The sequence below is a fragment of the Aquibacillus albus genome, assembly GCF_016908325.1.
Lineage (GTDB): Bacteria > Bacillota > Bacilli > Bacillales > Amphibacillaceae > Aquibacillus_A > Aquibacillus_A albus.
In genome coordinates, this window is the sequence record NZ_JAFBDR010000003.1 from 80464 (window position 1) to 100123 (window position 19660).

Consider the following 19660-nt stretch of genomic DNA (forward strand, 5'->3'; position numbering starts at 1 on the left):
TTAAAATAATCTTGCTTCGCCGAGTTTTTTAGCAATGGCATTTGCCGAGAATAAGAAGATAAAGCTGACTACTGTTTTAAATATTCCAGCTGCTGTTGCTAAGGAGAAGTTCCCCATCGAAATACCATATCTTAATACGAATATATCTAGGTTTTCTGCAAAATCCATATTCATTGGATTCATTAACAAGTACTGCGCTTCAAAGCCAGACTCTAAAATATATCCTAGATTCATAATTAATAAAATAACAATAACTGGTTTCATACCAGGAAGTGTAATATGCCAAATACGTTGTAATCGAGAAGCTCCATCAATTTCTGCTGCTTCATATTGTTCCGTATCAATCATCGCAATTGCTGCCAGGTAAATAATCGAATTCCAACCAACGTTTTTCCAAACATCGGATGCTCCGATGATTCCCCAAAAATATTCCCCAACCCCTAACCATATAATTGGTTCATTAATAATTCCTAAATTCACCAAAAGGATGTTAACAATACCATGTTCCATCGATAACGCGTAAGAAACAATACTTGCCGCAACAACCCACGACAAAAAGTGTGGCATATAACTAATCGTTTGAACGATCCGTTTAAATGTTAAATTACGTAATTCATTTAAGAGAACAGCCAGAGTAATAGCCGTCACAAATCCTAATACAAGGTTAATGATACTCATCGCTAATGTGTTCCGTAACACTTCAAAAAACCTTGCATCTGTAAATAGAAATGTAAAATGTTCAAAGCCTGCCCACTCTTGCTCTAATATAGGTCGGGCAGGTTTAAAATCTTGAAATGCCATTGTCCAACCATATAATGGGATATATTTGAAAACAATTAACCAAATCACAAAGGGAATACTCATTAAAAGTAATGCTTTTTGTTCCGTACATTTTTTCAGAAAATACTTTATGCCAGTTGGTTTGCCTGTTTGTTTCATTGGACTCGGTTCAATTGGCGATTGTTGTAAAGACAATAGTCTCCCTCCCCGTTGTACATTTTCACTACCTTTTTTAAAAAAGAAGCCGCGACAATCCGTGTATTCGGTTTGCCACAGCCCCTTTCTTTACCACTTTTCAGTAAGAACTACCATTCTCCATTAATACGGTCCTTAACAACTTCTGTAAAGAAATTTTCATAAGCTTCTACATCTAGCTTTCTATATTCTGTTACAAAATCTTCCCACTCTTTTTCAAAGTCAGCCGGGTCAGCTAAAGTAATTCGTGGATAATGTCGTCTTAATAATTCGTCTGTACGTTGCTGGAAGATCTGCACATCAGAACCTTGATCAATATTAGCAGACCATGTTGGATACCACGGGCGGTCATCTGGTCGAGCAAATAGTTCGGAGAATGTATTAATTCCATAAGCATCTAAATACTCTTTATCAGAATCTGTATAAGCTGCAAGTGCAACCTCAGGCTGTCTTCCAGGTTCAACAGCATTTCCATCAGAGAATGATCCGTTAAGACGTGGCCAGTACCACTCAAAATATTTCATACCAACTTCTTCTCTAACTTCTTCCTTGTTTAAAAGCTCAATTTGTTCATCCGTACGATAATAGCGACCATCATCACCCACTTCAAAATGCTCACCTTCAAAGCCCCACATCACTAACTTCTGGTATTCTTCGGTTATTAATTTATCCCAATATTGGATAATACGCTCTGGATTTTCAGCATTTACCGTAATACCTACACCACGGTTAGAGGTGAATGTTGGTGGGTCAAGGTATTGATCTTTTTCCACTCCATCAAATACGATTGGTAAAGGTACATACTCACGATCTGGGTTACCAGCCTCTCTTAAAGCAGTACGGGCTTGACCAAACTGCCAACCATAATCAAAGAAACCTAAAACACGTCCGGAAGAAAGCTTCGCTAAGTACTCATCATAGTTAGCAATGAAAAGCTCTTGATCCAATAACCCTTTTGCATTAAGATCATTCAATTCCTTTAAGTACCTCTTCGCATGCTCAGAATCCGCATAGACAGATGCTTCATGGGTATCCATATCTACCATCACGCCACCATCGTTTGGATAACCTGCTAAATGGTTCGGAATATTAGAGAATGTAAAGAATCTCCAATCATATGTTAATCCTGTAAATGGAATAACATCCATTCCATCGATTTGTGGATTATCTTCAGCATATTCTTCAATAAGTGCCAAATATTCTTCTAAAGTTTTGACTTCAGGATAACCATTTTCTTTTAGAATTCCACGTTGAATCCAGAAAGCACCTTGGTTGATGTTTGGATCAGGTACAAACTCATTTATGGTAGGACCGAACGGGATATAATAAATATTCCCATCATCATGTGTAAACATATGAAGGTAATCGCCATACATTTCTAAAATATTTGGTCCATGCTCTTCAAGAAGGTCATTCAGAGGAATAAACGCTTCCGCATCTAGCAAAATGTCAATGGCTGAGTCAGGTACAATTACATCTGGGTAGTCTCCACTCGCAACCATAACCCCGATTTTTGTGTTTAAATCACCAACTAAATGCTCAATTTTAAAATTAACTCCTGTTTCTTCTTCCAATAACTTACCGATTCTTGTTTCATTTGTGTCAATGTCATTTCCTGGACTTCCTGCATTAAAGTAATGAAACGTCACAGGTGTTTTATCCATTTCTACTGATTCATCACTTTCTGAATCATTATCACTTGTTGTATCTTCTTGGTCATCGTTTGTAGATGTGTCTTCCGCATTCGAACAGGCAACAAAAAAGAATAGAAATAGTAACGAGATGAATAAAAGAATACTTCTTCTTAACATGTGACAGCCCCTCTCATTTTTTAAATTTACTTTCTTTATGAAAGCACTTTCATTATAGCCCGAATAAGGTTTTTAGGTGACCCACTAAACTATAGTTTAGACTTTAAAAACTATAGTTTCTGAATTTTCTGTTTAAATCAGTTACGATCACCCTTACCCAAAGTTGGTCGTGAAGACATGATTTGACCCAAAAAGAAAGACTCTCGCAAAAGCATACATTTCATCCTTTTACGACAGTCTTACGGTCTTCTTCCTATGAAATATACAAATCATATGATAAACAGTACATATGTCAGTGGCTTTTTTCAGAAGGCAGCCTAATTTGAACGGTAGTTCCTTTTCCAGGAGTACTATCAATAGAAAAGTCAAAGCAATCCTTATAATGAAGTTTTAGTCGATAATACACATTTTTAATACCTACCCTATCTCCCATACTTTCTTCATTAAATAGACTTTCGAACAATTGGTCCAATTGATCTTTTGTCATTCCTACACCATTATCGGTGATCGTATAAATCAGCTCGTTTTTATTGATTCGAATGGAAAGATGAATAATACCTTTTTCCTTAACAGATTCAATTCCATGAATACTTGCATTTTCTACAAATGGAAGAAACGTCATATTAGGGATTAAGTAATCATAGGCTTCTTCATCGATGTCAAAGTGGTATTCTAATTTATCATCGAATCGATATTTTTGAATTTCAAGAAAGCATAGGATTAGTTTCATTTCTTCACAAACCGTAACCCTGTCTTTCTCCCACGTTAAGGAATTTCGAAAGATTTTCGCCATATTTTGGATTATTTTTGCAGTCTCCTTTTCCCCTTTTATTAAACTTCTCATTCGAATCGTCTCTAAGACATTGAATAAAAAGTGTGGATTAATTTGACTTTGCAAAGCACTAAGCTGCGCTTGTTTTTCTTTTAGTTGCAAATCCTTCTTTTGAAGATTTGCTACATAAACCTCATTGATTAATTGTTTAATGGTTTGAGACATTTTGTTAAATTCATTTGTTAACTCACCAATCTCATCTTTATCCCCAGCAAATTCAATTGTTTCAAAGTTTTGTTTTTTCATTTTTTTCATATATTTAAGAACCTGTAAAATTCTTACATGAAGTGACCGTGAAATTAACATAATAATCAGAGTAGGAATTAGAATATTTATAATAGCTAGTATAATAATAAACCTTTTTGAGTTGAATAGTTCTTCTAATATTTGACTTTCAGATATGGTTCCAACTATTTTCCACCCTTCAAAAAAATTATATGGTAAATATTTCTCTTCCAACAAGATAATATCCTCTGGCATCGGTATGGAATCGTAGTTAACAACCTCTTTTTCCCACGGTATTTCCATATCATTAGAATATTGAATGTTTCTATCTTTGTTAATTAGATAAACATTGCCTTGAAAAGTAACGTTATTAAAAATTTGCCTTATTGTAGTGGGATTAATATCAATCCTGATTATTTTTTCTGTAAGATCTTTATCTCGATAATAATCTAATTCTCTTAAAATACTAAACAATTCACTTTCCTGTGTTGGAGATAGTTTTGTAACAATGGGATGACTTACACTTTTTAATTTGTTATACCAGTACTCGTTCTTTGTTGATTCAGTAATGGGATGTACTCCTCCAGCGTATATAATTGTTGGGTTATCCGAATAAAACGAAATGGATTGTATCGAATAGTATATGGGGCTATAGCGATTAAATTCTCTTAAAGTAGAGTCATAAGCTTCAATATAATCAATTATTCTATTGTATTCTTCATCGAAATACTCATATAAATTCGAATCTGAATAGAAGTTACTTGATATCCCTACCCCTTGATCAATAACCGAAATAAACTCGTTAGTAATCTGGTTTAATACTAATTCAACATCATGCATCTTTTGCTTTTTTATATTATTGGTAGTCACATGATAAAAAATAATATTTGTCATAACAATTGGAATAAACACACAGAAAAAGTATAAAATGAGTAATTTATTTCTTAGCTTAATATTATTGAAATGATATTTAGAAGGTTTCATCGTTGCAAATTCCTTCTCTTTTATTTTTTTAATAATTTGTTTCGGTATTCCGTTGGTGTTGCATTGGTGATTTTTTCAAATTGTGTAATGAAGTAGTCTGTACTGCCAAATCCAACTTTCTCAGCAACTTCATAAATTCGGGCATCCGTTTGACGTAAAAGTTTTTTAGATTCTGTAATTCTTAGTTTCAATAAATATTCCTTGAAATAAATCCCAAATGTTTTTTTAAAAAGTTGCCCCATGTAAACAGGATTCATATAAAATTCATTTGCAATACTCTTTAAACTAATATTCTTGTGAAAGTTTTTATCTACGTAATCTTTAATTTTATAGATATCACCTTTAATATTTTCTTTTCTTAAATCTTGAATAATAGTAGCTCCTTCAAGTATAAAGATAGAAAATAAGTTTTTTAATTCTTCTTTCGTTAGATTATATCTTTCCCATTTAATCATGACAGGAAGTGATGGAATTTGACCCTCGTTCCCACCCATTTTGTTAATGGTTTGAATTACATTGTGAACAAAACGATTAATCGTCGTATATATAACAGCCGGTTTGAATTTATTCGTTTCAAATTCATAGAAGATGTCACTAATTAATTGTTTGATTTTAGGTATATTTTTTTCTTCAATATGTTCCATTAATGAGAGATAAATTGACTTATCAAGTTCGTTGTATGTAACTGGAATATTTTCTACTTCACTATATAGAATCGTTTCCTGCTTGGCTCTAATATATTTATAACCACGTACACTATTTGCAGTTTCATAAGACTGCTTAAGCGACAATACTTCCAAGACTTTCGCACCAACACAAATGGTTATTTGTCTGTCTGTTTTTTGTTTTAATTTCCTTTTTAACTCATCAACAAAAACCTCTATATCTCCATTAAACGAATCTAAATAATTAGATGTAATAAGTAATCCTATGGCATGGTCTTGTTGTTCATATATATGAATTGGTTGACTTGTTTTAGTCAAGCTTAAAAGTGTATCGTTAATTATTTTCTTAAAAAAGTGACTATTTTCTTTCGAAGTACTTGTATTCTCCATCGTATAGATATTATTCATTTCCAAAATGACATAATAAAAATAATCATTAGTGTCTATTTTTAATTTTTGCGATAACTCCCTTGCTTCACTTTCTTTCATACTCCCATCCAGTAATTGAACCATCAATTGTTCAAATACCATTTTCTCTTTTCTAGAATTTTCTATATGATCAGCTTCTAACTTTTTCCGTAATTTTTCCATAATGACTTCCAGTTCCGTGTTATCAATTGGTTTTAATATAAAGTCGAAGACACCGTATCTAACTGCTTGCTGTGCGTAAGAAAAGTCATTATAACCACTAATAATAATAAATATTATATCTTTATCTAAGTTTTGCTTGACACTTTTTATAAGCTGTAATCCATCAATTGCCGGCATTTTTATATCAGTAATTACCACATCAGGCTTGATTTCCATGATAAGAGAAAAGGCATCCTCCCCATTGTTTGCCTCCCCGCAAATTTCAAAACCTATTTCTTCCCAATCAATTAAACCCCTTAATCCTTTACAGACGAATACTTCGTCATCTACCAATAAAACTTTATTCATCCTATCACCCCTGTTAACAGAAGTAATTACTTTAGATAGCTTAAGAAAAGCTATAATTATTATTATACCAAATAAGTAACCGCTTACATATACTTTTTTTGAAAAATAAGGGTGCTCACGAAAGCTGAGTTCCCTTATCTAGGTACTTTTTCTTTATGCATACCTCCTCTTCATTTTGTTATTTTTAATAAAATGATGAAAATACATGATTGTTATAATTTCCCACTATCCCATTATATAAAACGCTTTCATTTATTTAAACCCTATTTTCTATAGAACTTTCCCTAAAAAATATAGTGATTTATCCATAGCATAGTAATTCAAGAGGCCAGTTTTTCTTTTTTTCTTTCAGTTCTTTGAAAAGACATATGTGCACACCACGTAACTAGCAGCCCTAGCATACTTGCACTAAAGAAAGGAATTAAACCTGGAATAAGATAGAAAAGATAAAGCGCTAATCCTAAACTAATAAAAAGTGTCAGCAATGCTAACGGATTAACGATTCCAACAATTAGGGCTGTCTTAAAATATTGAGATAGTTTTAAGTCATAATGCACATAAACGGGAAAAATAAATAAAAAAGTAACGGCAAAAATAAAACAACCAATGTACCATCCCAACGCTAATATCGAATGCATAATCCCATCAATAGACCCCAAATAGTGATAATTAAAATATAAAATGTACCCTACTATTAGAAAAGCACTCCCTAATAAATTTATCCTCAAAAAATCCTTCTTTAACATTTGAATAAAGGTTAAAAAAATAGGTACATCTGTTTCTTTCATTAACCACTTCCTTATAACTGCAAACATTGCTACCGTTGCTGGTAAAAAACCAAACACAATTAAACCAAGAAACGTAAACATAAGCCAAAGTAAATTCACATAAGCTAATTTCCAAACCCAATCACATGTACGATAAAATTTACTCCCCATCCAACCTGGTTGCATTCTCATCACCCTTTCAAAGATATTTTCTAAATTATCTGTTACTTTAATTGCTCTAACAATTGGATTCCACGTTCTTTATAAGTACTGTGGCTTGTAACTACAGCAATTAACGATGATGGGATTTCAATTCCCAAATCCTGCAGAAGCCTGGAATCATTTTTAAGTGGTATCGCATACAAATGTGATTCACCAGACTCTTCATCCGTCATTATATATTCTTTGTATAATTCTGATGGTAATTTTTCTTTCAATCTATCTAAAGGATGTAAACCGTATGGATCTAGTAATATATGCTTAAGTGATTCATCTACAATAAAGACATCAACTTCCTTTGTTAATATTTCTATCGTTAATTTTTCATGAGATATTGGGAAAAGGTCAACTCGTACATCAAAATCATCCTCTAATTCTTCTTCTTCTTGAGCTAACTTTTCCAAAATATATGGATCAAAATCGGAATCAAACCTTAGTGGAATATCAGATAAAATAATCACTCGAAATGGTCCTTTTTTATCTATTTCTTGTAAACCACACGCTGATAATAAAATTATTACAATAAATGCTAAGAAAAATAAATGTGCTTTTTTCATTATTTATTCGAACCCTCTTTTATTTGCAATAATTAAGTTCCCCTTAAATGAAAGCGTTATAACTAAATAATACATTAAATTACTAAATTAAAGAACTGAAAAAACTAAATAATTTAAGTTTTATAGATTTTAGATTTTGGTGATGGTAATACAAAGACTCAGCCACTATTCTTCGCCTCAATCAAAAAAAACAGAGGTGCTACCCTCTGTTTTTTCCAAACTTCTAAAAATCTGAAACTTTTACCCAACGTTTTGACTTGGATGATTCCTCAATAGCTGTTAACACTTGCTGATTTTTTACACCGTCTTCAAAATTTGGAGCTGGTTGTTGATTATCAGCAATACCATTGAAGAATTCGTAAATGAGATGGATAAACGTATGCTCATAACCAATAATATGACCAGGAGGCCAGTATGCACCAGCATATGGATGTACCTCTTCTGTACAATTGATTAAACGGAAACCTTGTAAACCAGGTTCATCATCAGCAATATACACCTCGAGGTTATTCATATTTTCCATATCCCAACGAATGGAACCTTTTTCTCCATTGATTTCAAACTTATTTTTATTCCGGTTTCCTCCTGCAAAGCGAGTGGCCTCAAATGTACCAAGTGTTCCGCTTTCAAAACGAGCAATAAAAGTAACCGCATCATCAACCGTGACCTCTCCGAGTGTGCTTTTATCCGATTTCGCACTTAAGCCACCAGCCATCTCTCCGATTGGCCGCTCTTTAATGAACGTTTCCATCGTACCTACAACTTCGTCAAATTCTCCGACTAAAAATCGTGCTAAGTCAATACTATGCGCACCAATATCACCGAGTGAACCGGAGCCAGAAACCTCTTTTTTGAGTCTCCACACTAACGGAAATTCTGGATCCATGATAAAATCCTGTAAATAATTGGCACGGAAATGATAGATTTTGCCGATTCTGCCATCTTCTATTAATTTTTTTGCTACTTGTACAGCTGGGGCAAAACGATAATTGTGACAAATCATATGCTTAACCTTGTTCTTCTTAACTGCTTCATACATTTGTCTTGCTTCGTCTAAAGTTAAAGCAAGGGGCTTTTCTGTAATGATATGCTTCCCCGCTTCTGCAGCAGCAATCGCTATTTCTGCATGTGTATGATTCGGAGTTACAATGTCAACCACATCGATATCATCTCGTTCAATCACTTTTCGCCAATCCAGTTCATACGACTCCCAGCCCATTTTTTCAGCAGCCTCTGACACCGCTGACTCGTTGCGGCCAGAAACAACCTTCAACACAGGTTTTAATTTCGGATCAAAATAAAATGGTAAATCACGATAAGCGTGGCTGTGTGCTTTCCCCATAAATTGGTAGCCGATCATACCAATTCTAATTTCTTTTTTACTTACGCCCACCACATTTCACCTACTTTTTCTTTAATAAGCGCATTCTTTAACAAAGCTACTGCCTTTTGGAACCCTTCATCAACAGACATTAAGCTATCTTCATGTTCGATACTTACTGCACCTTGGTATCCTACTAATTGTAAGGCACTAACAATACCCTTCCATGTTTCTTCTCCATGTCCATATCCAATTGTTCTAAAGATCCAAGAACGGTTAAGTTCATCACTGTATGGCTTCGTATCTAATACGCCGTTTCCCGCCACATTTTGTTGGTCAATTGCCGTATCCTTGGCATGAAAATGGTATAATGCATCGTGTTTTGCTAATTCTTTAATACTAGCAACTGGGTCCATATTCTGCCAAAACAAGTGACTTGGATCAAAATTAACCCCGATTGCATCTCCACAATCTTGACGTAAACGGAGGGCTGTTTCATTGTTATACACAACAAAACCAGGGTGCGGTTCAATCGCAACTCGGACGCCATGTTGTTTTAAAAATTCATTTTGTTCCTTCCAATATGGGATTACTTTTTCTTTCCACTGCCAATCCACAACTTCTGCGTGGTCTTCAGGCCATGCACACGTTACCCAAACTGGAAAACGAGAATTCTCGGATTCTCCTGGACATCCAGAAAAAGTTACAACCGTATCCACCCCAAGTCTTTCTGCCAATAAGACTGTATTTTTAAAGTCTTCATGATGCTTCTCGGCAATTTCTTGGTTCGGGTGAAGCGGGTTGCCATGACAGCTTAATGCACTAATTTCTAAATTTCGTTTATCAATCGCCTGCTTAAATGCTTCTAATTTCTCTTCGTCATGAAGTAATTCAACTGGGTTGCAATGGCTGTTTCCTGGATATCCACCGGTACCTATTTCAACAGCTTCCAACCCGGCACCAGCAATTTTGTCCAACGCATCTTCCAATGATTGATCACCAAATAACACAGCAAAAACACCTAATTTCATAACTTTCCACTCCTTTTATATTATCTTTTAAGAGCGTGTTCAAAGTCGATGTTCAGAAGCAAGAAGGTTTGGATTCCTATTTTTGAACAACCTCTTTATACTGATAAAATGAATCAAAATTGTGCTTATTAATTCCTACAGGCATTGCTTCTGGCTGTTCGCAAGTACTTGCAAGCACATAATGGTTTCCTGAATTCGAAGCATCATGGAACCCATGCATAACATCTAAGACATGGTAAGCTAAATCACCATTAGCTCTTGCTGTTTTATTCGTTAAAATAGCATGAGCCATATCTGCTACTCCTAGCCCACGGCTATTCTCGGTAAATCCATGTGTGAGCGGAATTTCTGACCATTCTTTATGATCATGCCTGCGAACATATACTGGACCACCAAAATTATTTGGATCAGGAACAACCATACTCCCTTCTGTTCCATGGATCTCTATATTAGGTAAATGATGATGCCATGTATCAAAACTAGTAATAATTGAACCTACTGCTCCATTTTCAAAATCTATTACTCCATTAATCTGTGTTGGTGTATTTACTTGAATTTTCTTCCCATAATTCTGCTGGCTAGTAATCGTTCGCTCAGAAAATGTAGTGGCAGTTGATCCTGTTACTCGCTTTATTGGACCCATTAAATTAATTAGTGCTGTTAAATAGTACGGACCCATGTCAAACATCGGGCCGCCACCCTGTTGGTAATAGAACGTAGCGTCAGGGTGCCAGCTCTCATGACCATGATTCATCATGAATGCGGTTGCAGAAATAGGTTTTCCAATCCAACCGTCATCAATTAATTTTCGACAAGTCTGGATACCTCCTCCCAAGAAGGTATCCGGAGCATTGGCAACGAATAACTGCTTTTCCCTGGCTACCTCTAACACTTTTTTTCCATCTTCCCTGCTAACAGCAAGTGGCTTTTCTCCATACACATGTTTTCCAGCCTCTAAACAAGACAAAGCTATTTCAGCATGAACAGCTGGAATAGTCAGATTTATCACCAAATCAATTTCCGGATCATCTAGTAACTCTTCGGGTGTATATACTTTTGGTATATCATACTCTTCTGCCTGTAGCTTTGCACGCTCCATATCAATATCCGCACATGCAACGATATCTAACACATCAAATTTCTTTGCATTTTTAAAATATATCCCGCTTATATTCCCACAACCTATTAATCCTACATTTAAGCTTGCCATGATTCCACCTCATTAAAAGAATTATATTACCTACTTGCCCAAGTCATTCCTTTTCTCATTAATTCCATTACTTCTGGCATCCGAACAATTTCTGCAACATGTCCTAGGGAGTTATAATACACTTTTCCCTTCCCCCACATTTTTGTCCAAATGACAGGCATATCTACTTCTCCATTGCTTTTATATGGTCCATCTGCAACCGGAAATCTTGTTGTTGCATGAACCTTCACGACAGGATCAACGTGCATATAATATTGCTCAGAAACGACAGTAAAATCACTCATCCCTTCTGTAAGTGGATGATCGGAATCTGAAATATGCACGTTATATGTAATACCATCATTACCAGGGTGTGCAACCCATTGTCCACCGACCATAAACTGATAATCGGTTTCCCAACGGAAGGAATCACCCATTCCCCCGTGTAATCCTGCCAAGCCAGTTCCCTCTTCAACCGCTTTCATTAACTTTTGTAAGGCTTCCTTTTCAATGGTGCCCTGTGTCCAATTAGGAACAATCAAATCATAGGCAGTTAAGTCATCCTCTACTAATGTTGCTAGCGTATCTGTTACTTTTACGTCAAATCCTTCTTCCTGAAGAATGCCAGATAAGATTTCAGCAACCTCCTCCGGCTCATGACCTTGCCATCCCCCTTGAAAAATTAATGCTTTTTTCATAATAATCGCTCCTTTCTATGAAATTTTATTATAGTTTGTTAGTGTTATATGAGACTAAATATTCAAAATAATGATAACGCTTTCCGTAACTAATTATAGCAATGTTTTTTTTGTTTGTATAGATGATAAACAAAGTTCTCTAACTGTCTATTCATTTAAATCTCTATAGTCAAAATAATCAAAATCAGCATGCAATCTTTGTCCACTTAAATCCTGTGTACAAACACCTACGAACGTACCTGTAAAACGAATATAGTCAGCGTCATCATCAGAAAGATGGCCAATATCAATCCGATCACCAACAGGATGCCATTCTTTACTATTCAATGAATAAAAGAATCTCAACCAATGTCTATCAACTGTGGCCTTTAAATAACAAGGTCCATCATCAGGAATAGAAATATCTTGATCGAGTAACTCATCATATTTTCCGTACTTTGTTTCTATAATTCCTAAGCATTTTCCTAAATCTTCATGATAGGTCACACGAAGATACACGTGATCATCTGTGTCATAGTAAAGAATCAGACCAGCCATTTGTTGAAAATTAACCGGATTAAATTCTATTTTGGTTTCTAAATCAACATGAAAGTGCTCTAATCGGCGTGCCAGTATACTTTGGTGGTGAAAAGAGCTCATTGATTCGCCACCCTTGAGCCTTAAATATCCAGGACGATCGGACAAAGATAGCCAATCATTGGAAAAAGTTCTTCGTAATGAATTCCAATATTTTTTAAGTTCTACTCCATCAAAATTGTCTTTATTACTTTCTGGCTCAACAATATAAGGTTCAAGATTTGGTGCATCAACAACTGTCTTAGGATGATTTCCTCCCTCAATTCTGAGCCAATCATCTTCTGTCCAATAACATTTTTGAATAGCTGTTTCTCTTCCCAAAATACACTTTTTATCGATAACCGGACGACCACATAAATGAGCCATGTACCATTCACCATTTTGTGTTTCTACTAAACTACCATGCCCGGCTTTTTGAAGCTGATCCAGATTATCTTGATCAGAAGTCAAAATTGGATTGGTAGGATCCACTTCATATGGGCCAAAAAGTGATTTGGACCGTGCCATTGTAGCTGCATGGGTGTACCATGTTCCTCCCTCAGCTGTTAGCAAATAATAATAGCCATTTCGTTTATATAAATGTGGCGCCTCGGTTAATCCAAGGTCTGTACCTTTGAATATATTTCTTATCGGACCCACCAATTTTTTCTCATTAACGGAATATTCTTGTAATGCAATGCCTGCAAACGAGTTCGTTCCTTTGCGATGATCCCAAATCATGTTCACCAACCATTTTTTACCATCATCATCATGAAACAATGATGGATCAAAACCACTACTATTTAAATAAACAGGATCCGACCAAGGACCTTCAATATTTTCAGCGGTAACTAAATAATTATGTGTATCCTTAAAAGCACCCATTCTACTTTTTACATCTGTATAGATTAGGTAAAAGATACCGTCGTGATAAGATAAACACGGTGCCCAAACCCCTCCAGAATTGACATTACCTATCATATTTAGTTGAGATTCTCTTGTTAAAGGGTACGTTAATAAGTTCCAATGAATGAAATCCCTAGAGTGATAGATTTGAACACCTGGAAACCACTCAAATGTAGAGACGGCTATATAATAGTCATCGCCTACTCTTAGTATCGATGGATCTGGATGGTATCCTGGTAAGACTGGATTTTGAATTTTGCTCAAAATAGCACAACTCCTTTAAATCGTATTTTTGAATGAAACAACTTGTCTACTAGATTATCCTTTTACAGACCCAGCTGCAAGCCCTTTCACTATTTTTTCTTGTGCAACAAAATAGACGAGTAATAACGGCAGGCTTCCTAAAGTTAATGCCGCCATAATTCCTGGGACATTTACAGAGAATTCTCCGTAAAATTCTCTTAACCCTAATGGCAGCGTAGCAACGTCTGAAGAGCTCGTTAAAACTAAAGCAAAAATAAACTCATTCCAAATGTGAATAAAGTTGTAAATAGCTACAGTAGCAACTGCTGGTGTTAATAAAGGAAAAATAATCCTCCAAAACAGACGAAAATGCCCACATCCATCAATTTTTGCTGATTCTTCTAATTCCCTTGGAATATCTCGCATAAATTGTGTGAAAATAATAACTGAAATCGGTAAGGCAAATGCCACATACGGACCGATTAAGCCCCAAAGTGTATCATATAGCCCCATTTTAGATGTTAATATATAGATAGGGATTAAAGTTGTATGGATAGGGATCATCATACCAATCATGAATAACAGAAAGACAGGCTTATTTAAACGAAACTTTAGCCTTGCTAATGGATAACTAGCCATTGCTCCCAATACAATCACTAATATAACGGAAGCTACTGACAAAAATAAACTATTCAAGAAATAGCGTGTGAAATCCAGCTCTAATAACAGAGCATAATTAGAAAAGGATATACTCTCTGGTAAAGACCATGGTGATGTCATAAATTCCAATTGCTGCTTAAACGAGGTATTTACCATGATAAAAAAAGGTAAACCTGTAAACAATAATAAAATTATTGCAAGCAAGTAAATTGGCATTTGACTAATCTTTCTAATCATTACTCCTCACCTCTCCTTCTTCTTTCCCCAAAAAGAATCACAATTGTGACTATAAAAGCAATAATTAACATAGAAAATGATACACTACTTCCATAACCCATATTAAAATTTGTAAACGTTTGTTTATACATGTAAGTGGCCATTAATTCAGTCGAATTACTTGGACCCCCTCCAGTCATTACATAAATCAAATCAAAATATTTTAGTGAACCGATAATAGACAAAATGGCTGAGGTTGTAATAATCGGCATTAATAATGGAAAGGTTATATTTTTAAAACGCTGTAACGAATTAGCACCATCTATATCGGCTGCTTCATACAACTCTTCTGGTATTCCAACAATTGCTGCTCTAAATAAAATCATATAAAATGGAGCAAATTGCCAACAAACGGTAGCAATAACCGCCCAAATTGCCGTGCTTTCTGTACCAATCCAAGCTCGTTGCCATGACTCTAAACCTACCATTCGCAGTAAATCATTTAATAACCCAAAATTTCCATCGTAAATAAAAATAAATAAAATACCAATGGCAACTGTAGACATTAAGAATGGCATAAAGAAAATGGAACGAAAAAACCGAATTCCTTTAATTGGGCTAAACAACAAAAGTGCCATAATTAGGCCAAGAGGTAATTGTGTCAATAAAGATGCCGCTACTAGTAAAAAGTTATTTTGAAGTGACTTCCAAAAAACTCCATCCTGAAAAAGCTCGATATAATTACTTAACCCTAAAAAAACGAGATTATTGTCAATACCAGACCAGTCAAATAAACTATAATAAAAAGTCATGAAAATGGAATAAACGACGTACACACCATAGACAAGAAGAGCCGGTGCAATAAAAGCTATAATCGCTAGGATTTCTTTTCTTTTCCGAGCTTTCTTTACATCGGTGCTTGTTGCTACTTTTGGTTTTGATAACTTCTCAACTTTTTCTAGCAAAAATCTCACCTCAATTTTAATGGGAAAGCTACATAAAGGAATTATTCCTTCATGTAGCTTTCCGCCATTTTTTTCATTTTACTACTATTAATCTAATAACTCTTTGGCTTTTTCTTCTACTTTAGCCATTGCTTCTTCTGGTGTCATGGACAAACCAAAGATTGCCTGGGTTGTATCTAAATGGACTTGTGCTAATTCAGGAGGTAGTGTCTGGTCATAATAGGTTTGCATAAACTCAGAACTCTCTAATACTTCACTAATTTTTTGCGTATATGGATCTTCATAAGTTACGCCCTTAATAGCTGAAATATCTCCAGCATTATTTGCCATATAGGTTGATGTTTCTATACTAGCTAGTTCTTTCACTAGTTCAGCTGCAATATCTGGATGTTCACTTGTTTCTGCAACAGAAAACACAGGAGCAACTCCACCAACGACGTGATTTTTCTCTCCTTCTCCACCTTCAACAGCTGGGAATAAGAAGAAGTCTAGCTTTTCTTCGAATTCTGGCATTTCATCTCGTACGTTATTCACTAACCAGTTACCCATTATCTGCATTCCAGCTTTACCAGAATAAAGTAATTGTCTGGATTGACCAGTATCATAGTTCATACCATTAAACCCATCTGGAAACGCATTCAATTCCACCAATTCTTGAATCTTATGCCCCGCTTCCACATATGCTTCATCATCAAACCCTCTGCCAGTGCGATTAAATGCTTCACTAAATAAATCTGGTCCACCAATCCGTTCAGCGAGATACATTAAATAAAACGATCCTGTCCATTTTGTTTGGTTCGCTAAAGTAAACGGTATAATCCCATTGGAATCTAGTGTTTGTATGATTTCTTTTAGTTCTTCAAAGGTATCTGGTTCTTCAATTCCATATTCATTAAATATATCTTTATTATAAAATACTGGCACTACAGCCATCCCTATCGGTGCACCATATACTTTGTCATCATAAGTGGCTGCTGATAAAGCTGCTTCTACATAAATATCTGTATCTAGTTCATTTGTTATTTCTTTTACTTGCCCTGCATTAACAAATTGCTCTAACCAGCCACCACCCCATGATGAGAAAACATCAGGTGGATTTCCACCTCCCATTGCTACACTTAATTTCGATTTATATGGATCATTTTCTTGTTGTGATACTTCTACCGTCACACCTGGATTTTTCTCTTCAAATCGTTCTACTGCTTGCATAATTGCATCCCCAGATGGACCAGTCTCAATATGCCATAATGAAATTGTTACTTCTTCATTGGTTCCATCACTATTTTCCTCATCACTATTATCAGTTTCAGTATTACTTCCTGTTTCTTCTGAACTAGTATCTTGCGAATTGTCGTCTGAACCTGTTTCAGTAGAGGAATTACACGCCACTACGCCGAATAATAAAACAAAAAACATAAATGAAACAAGAAACTGTCTCTTTTTTAACACAAAACCATCTCCCCTTTTCAATTTTTGTTAACGCTTACAAAAGGTGACTAAAATAATTAGCTAGTGATATTATCACTTCCTTCCTGTATTAAAAAGCATTTTTAAATATAACAATTTAATTAAAATTGTTATTTACGTAAATTAATACAAACAAATATAGGGTTGATGTAAAGTCTGATGGTAGTTTTTGCTTACATTTTAACTAAGAGGATATTATACTTTATATGAGATATGAATTATGTGGTTTTAACTGGTGAAGTTGTGAATTGTTTGTTTAGTCAATCGATAAACATATTTTGTTCTATAATATAAAACCAGATTTGATTATATTGACATTATACCTAGAAAAATCTATAATTGTCAACAACGAAAATGAAAGCGCTGTTATATTATTCGGGATTAATTGATACCTATTATAAACAAATTATGGAACAAATATTCCAAAAAAGGAGAGTTTGTATGCATTCGCTAGATAACCTTATGCAAGCACCCGCTAAGATTTATGAGATAAAAACGAAGGCACCAGGACCTCAAGGAAAACTACCCCTTACAGATAAAATGCTACGCCATTCCCCAAGTGGGAATTTATTCGGATTATCACAAAATGTTGGTATGGGGTGGAAGGCTAATGCCTTAGATGGAAAGCAAGTATTATTATTGAGTACACAAGGAGGACTAAAGGACGAAGACGGGAATCCAATTGCACTAGGATATCACACGGGGCATTGGGAAGTTGACATTTTAATGAAAGAAGCTGCTAACGAAATAAGTACTCATCATGGAATTCCATTTGCAGCTTATGTCAGTGACCCTTGTGATGGTAGATCGCAAGGAACAACTGGTATGTTTGATTCTTTCCCTTATCGAAATGATGCGGCTATGGTGTATCGTCGTTTAATTCGCTCCCTTCCAACTCGTGATGCTGTTATTGGTATCGCTACCTGTGATAAAGGATTGCCGGCGATGCTAATAGCACTTGCCTCTATGCATGATTTACCTACCGTCGTTATTCCAGGTGGAGTTACTCTTCCTCCTTACTATGGTGAAGATGCCGGGAAGGTTCAAACCATTGGTGCACGTTACTCAAACGATGAGTTAAGCTTAGAAGAAGCAGCAGAATTAGGGTGTAGAGCATGTGCCACTCCTGGTGGAGGATGTCAATTCCTTGGAACAGCTGCAACAGCACAAGTGGTTGGTGAAGCACTTGGACTATCTGTTCCACATGCTGCATTAGCTCCATCAGGGCAAGATGTTTGGAAGGAGATGGCTAGACAATCTTCTCGTGCAGTCATTGAAATGGAGAATGCAAACATTACGACAAAAGACATTGTAACAAATGCATCGATTCGAAATGCGATGATTATTCATGCTGCATTTGGCGGGTCTACGAATCTACTATTACACATTCCTGCGATTGCACACGCTGCTGGCTGTGATACTCCGACAGTAGAGGACTGGAAGGAAGTTAATAGGTTGACACCTAGACTTGTAAGTGTACTTCCTAATGGTCCAGACCATCATCCTACTATTCGTGCCTATTTAGCTGGCGGTGTGCCAGAAGTAATGCTACATCTTAGGAAATTGGGACTTCTTGATGAAAGCGTGTTAACCGTAACTGGAAAAACGCTCAAGGAGAACTTAGATTGGTGGGAGCAGTCGGAGCGCAGACAGAAAATGAAAGATAGATTAAAGGAAGCCGATAACCTCGATGCTGATCAGGTAATTATGTCACCAGAACAAGCACAAGAGCGTGGACTCACCCCTACGATTACTTTTCCGACGGGTAATATTGCTCCGGAAGGATCTATTATTAAGTCAACGTCCATTGACCCAAGTAGATTGGACGAAAATGGTATCTATTATCATAAAAGCGAAGCAAAAGTTTTCACAAGTGAAAGTGAAGCCATTCAAGCGATTAAAAGCGGTGTCATTAAAAAAGGTGATATCATGGTCGTTTCCGGTTGTGGTCCATTAGGGACAGGTATGGAGGAAACGTATCAGCTTACTTCAGCATTGAAACATTTATCCTATGGAAAGTATGTAACCTTAATTACAGATGCTAGATTTTCTGGTGTATCTACTGGTGCTTGTGTCGGTCACATTGGTCCTGAGGGTCTTGCTGGCGGACCTATCGGAAAAGTACAGTCTGGTGATTTAATAGAAGTTTCAATTGATACTATTAATCTAGAAGGAAAATTAAATTTTGTTGGAACAACTGAAAATGAAATATCGCCTGAAGAAGGAAGCAGTGTGTTAGAGCAACGGAGGCAAAGTGAACAAATTCAATCACATCCAGAGCTTCCAGATGATACACGACTATGGGCAGCTTTACAAACAGTAAGCGGAGGCATTTGGAAAGGAAGCGTCTATGATGTCGATCGAATTATAGAAGTATTGGAAGCCGGAGAAAAGGCGTTAAAAAATGAGTAATATAAGAGCAAAGGACCGGGCAA

Annotated in this window: 15 protein-coding genes; 1 reads left to right on the forward strand and 14 read right to left on the reverse strand. The window is 35.7% G+C overall.

Going from position 1 to position 19660, the window contains the following annotated elements:
* The 14 genes from JOC48_RS03820 to JOC48_RS03885 form a co-directional block, all read right to left on the reverse strand.
* A complete protein-coding gene (locus JOC48_RS03820) occupies window positions 1-939 on the reverse strand; it encodes an ABC transporter permease (RefSeq protein WP_204497912.1) in 939 nt (312 codons plus the stop codon).
* Window positions 940-1085: 146 nt separating this feature from the next.
* On the reverse strand, window positions 1086-2786 hold the full coding sequence (locus JOC48_RS03825; protein ID WP_204497733.1) for an ABC transporter substrate-binding protein: 1701 nt from the start codon (window positions 2784-2786) through the stop codon (window positions 1086-1088).
* A gap of 292 nt (window positions 2787-3078) precedes the next feature.
* Entirely contained in the window at window positions 3079-4827 is a 1749-nt protein-coding gene (locus JOC48_RS03830) for a cache domain-containing sensor histidine kinase (protein WP_204497734.1), read from the reverse strand.
* A 20-nt stretch (window positions 4828-4847) separates the two neighbouring features.
* Complete coding sequence (locus tag JOC48_RS03835) at window positions 4848-6431, reverse strand: response regulator transcription factor (RefSeq protein WP_204497735.1); 1584 nt, start codon at window positions 6429-6431, stop codon at window positions 4848-4850.
* Between the two features lie 320 nt (window positions 6432-6751).
* Window positions 6752-7384, reverse strand: coding sequence for a YesL family protein (locus JOC48_RS03840; protein ID WP_204497736.1), 633 nt, complete (start codon window positions 7382-7384; stop codon window positions 6752-6754).
* Window positions 7385-7422: 38 nt separating this feature from the next.
* Complete coding sequence (locus JOC48_RS03845; protein WP_204497737.1) at window positions 7423-7974, reverse strand: hypothetical protein; 552 nt, start codon at window positions 7972-7974, stop codon at window positions 7423-7425.
* Between the two features lie 223 nt (window positions 7975-8197).
* Window positions 8198-9334: a Gfo/Idh/MocA family protein gene (locus tag JOC48_RS03850; RefSeq protein ID WP_204497913.1), complete on the reverse strand. Its 1137-nt coding sequence runs from the start codon at window positions 9332-9334 to the stop codon at window positions 8198-8200.
* Window positions 9335-9357: 23 nt separating this feature from the next.
* Complete coding sequence (locus tag JOC48_RS03855) at window positions 9358-10326, reverse strand: sugar phosphate isomerase/epimerase family protein (protein WP_204497738.1); 969 nt, start codon at window positions 10324-10326, stop codon at window positions 9358-9360.
* A 76-nt stretch (window positions 10327-10402) separates the two neighbouring features.
* A complete protein-coding gene (locus tag JOC48_RS03860) occupies window positions 10403-11536 on the reverse strand; it encodes a Gfo/Idh/MocA family protein (protein WP_204497739.1) in 1134 nt (377 codons plus the stop codon).
* A gap of 26 nt (window positions 11537-11562) precedes the next feature.
* On the reverse strand, window positions 11563-12213 hold the full coding sequence (locus tag JOC48_RS03865; RefSeq protein WP_204497740.1) for a ThuA domain-containing protein: 651 nt from the start codon (window positions 12211-12213) through the stop codon (window positions 11563-11565).
* A gap of 147 nt (window positions 12214-12360) precedes the next feature.
* The gene (locus JOC48_RS03870; protein ID WP_204497741.1) at window positions 12361-13938 is read right to left on the reverse strand and encodes a glycoside hydrolase family 43 protein; all 1578 of its coding nucleotides are present in this window, start codon (window positions 13936-13938) and stop codon (window positions 12361-12363) included.
* Between the two features lie 54 nt (window positions 13939-13992).
* Window positions 13993-14814: a carbohydrate ABC transporter permease gene (locus JOC48_RS03875; protein WP_204497742.1), complete on the reverse strand. Its 822-nt coding sequence runs from the start codon at window positions 14812-14814 to the stop codon at window positions 13993-13995.
* The gene (locus JOC48_RS03880; protein ID WP_239584176.1) at window positions 14814-15758 is read right to left on the reverse strand and encodes a carbohydrate ABC transporter permease; all 945 of its coding nucleotides are present in this window, start codon (window positions 15756-15758) and stop codon (window positions 14814-14816) included. The genes JOC48_RS03875 and JOC48_RS03880 overlap by 1 nt, the downstream gene beginning before the upstream one ends.
* A gap of 87 nt (window positions 15759-15845) precedes the next feature.
* A complete protein-coding gene (locus tag JOC48_RS03885) occupies window positions 15846-17207 on the reverse strand; it encodes an extracellular solute-binding protein (protein ID WP_338024228.1) in 1362 nt (453 codons plus the stop codon).
* Window positions 17208-17666: 459 nt separating this feature from the next.
* On the opposite strand from JOC48_RS03885, the gene JOC48_RS03890 reads away from it, so the two are divergent.
* Window positions 17667-19637: a YjhG/YagF family D-xylonate dehydratase gene (locus JOC48_RS03890; RefSeq protein ID WP_204497744.1), complete on the forward strand. Its 1971-nt coding sequence runs from the start codon at window positions 17667-17669 to the stop codon at window positions 19635-19637.
* The last annotated feature ends 23 nt before the right edge of the window (window positions 19638-19660 follow it).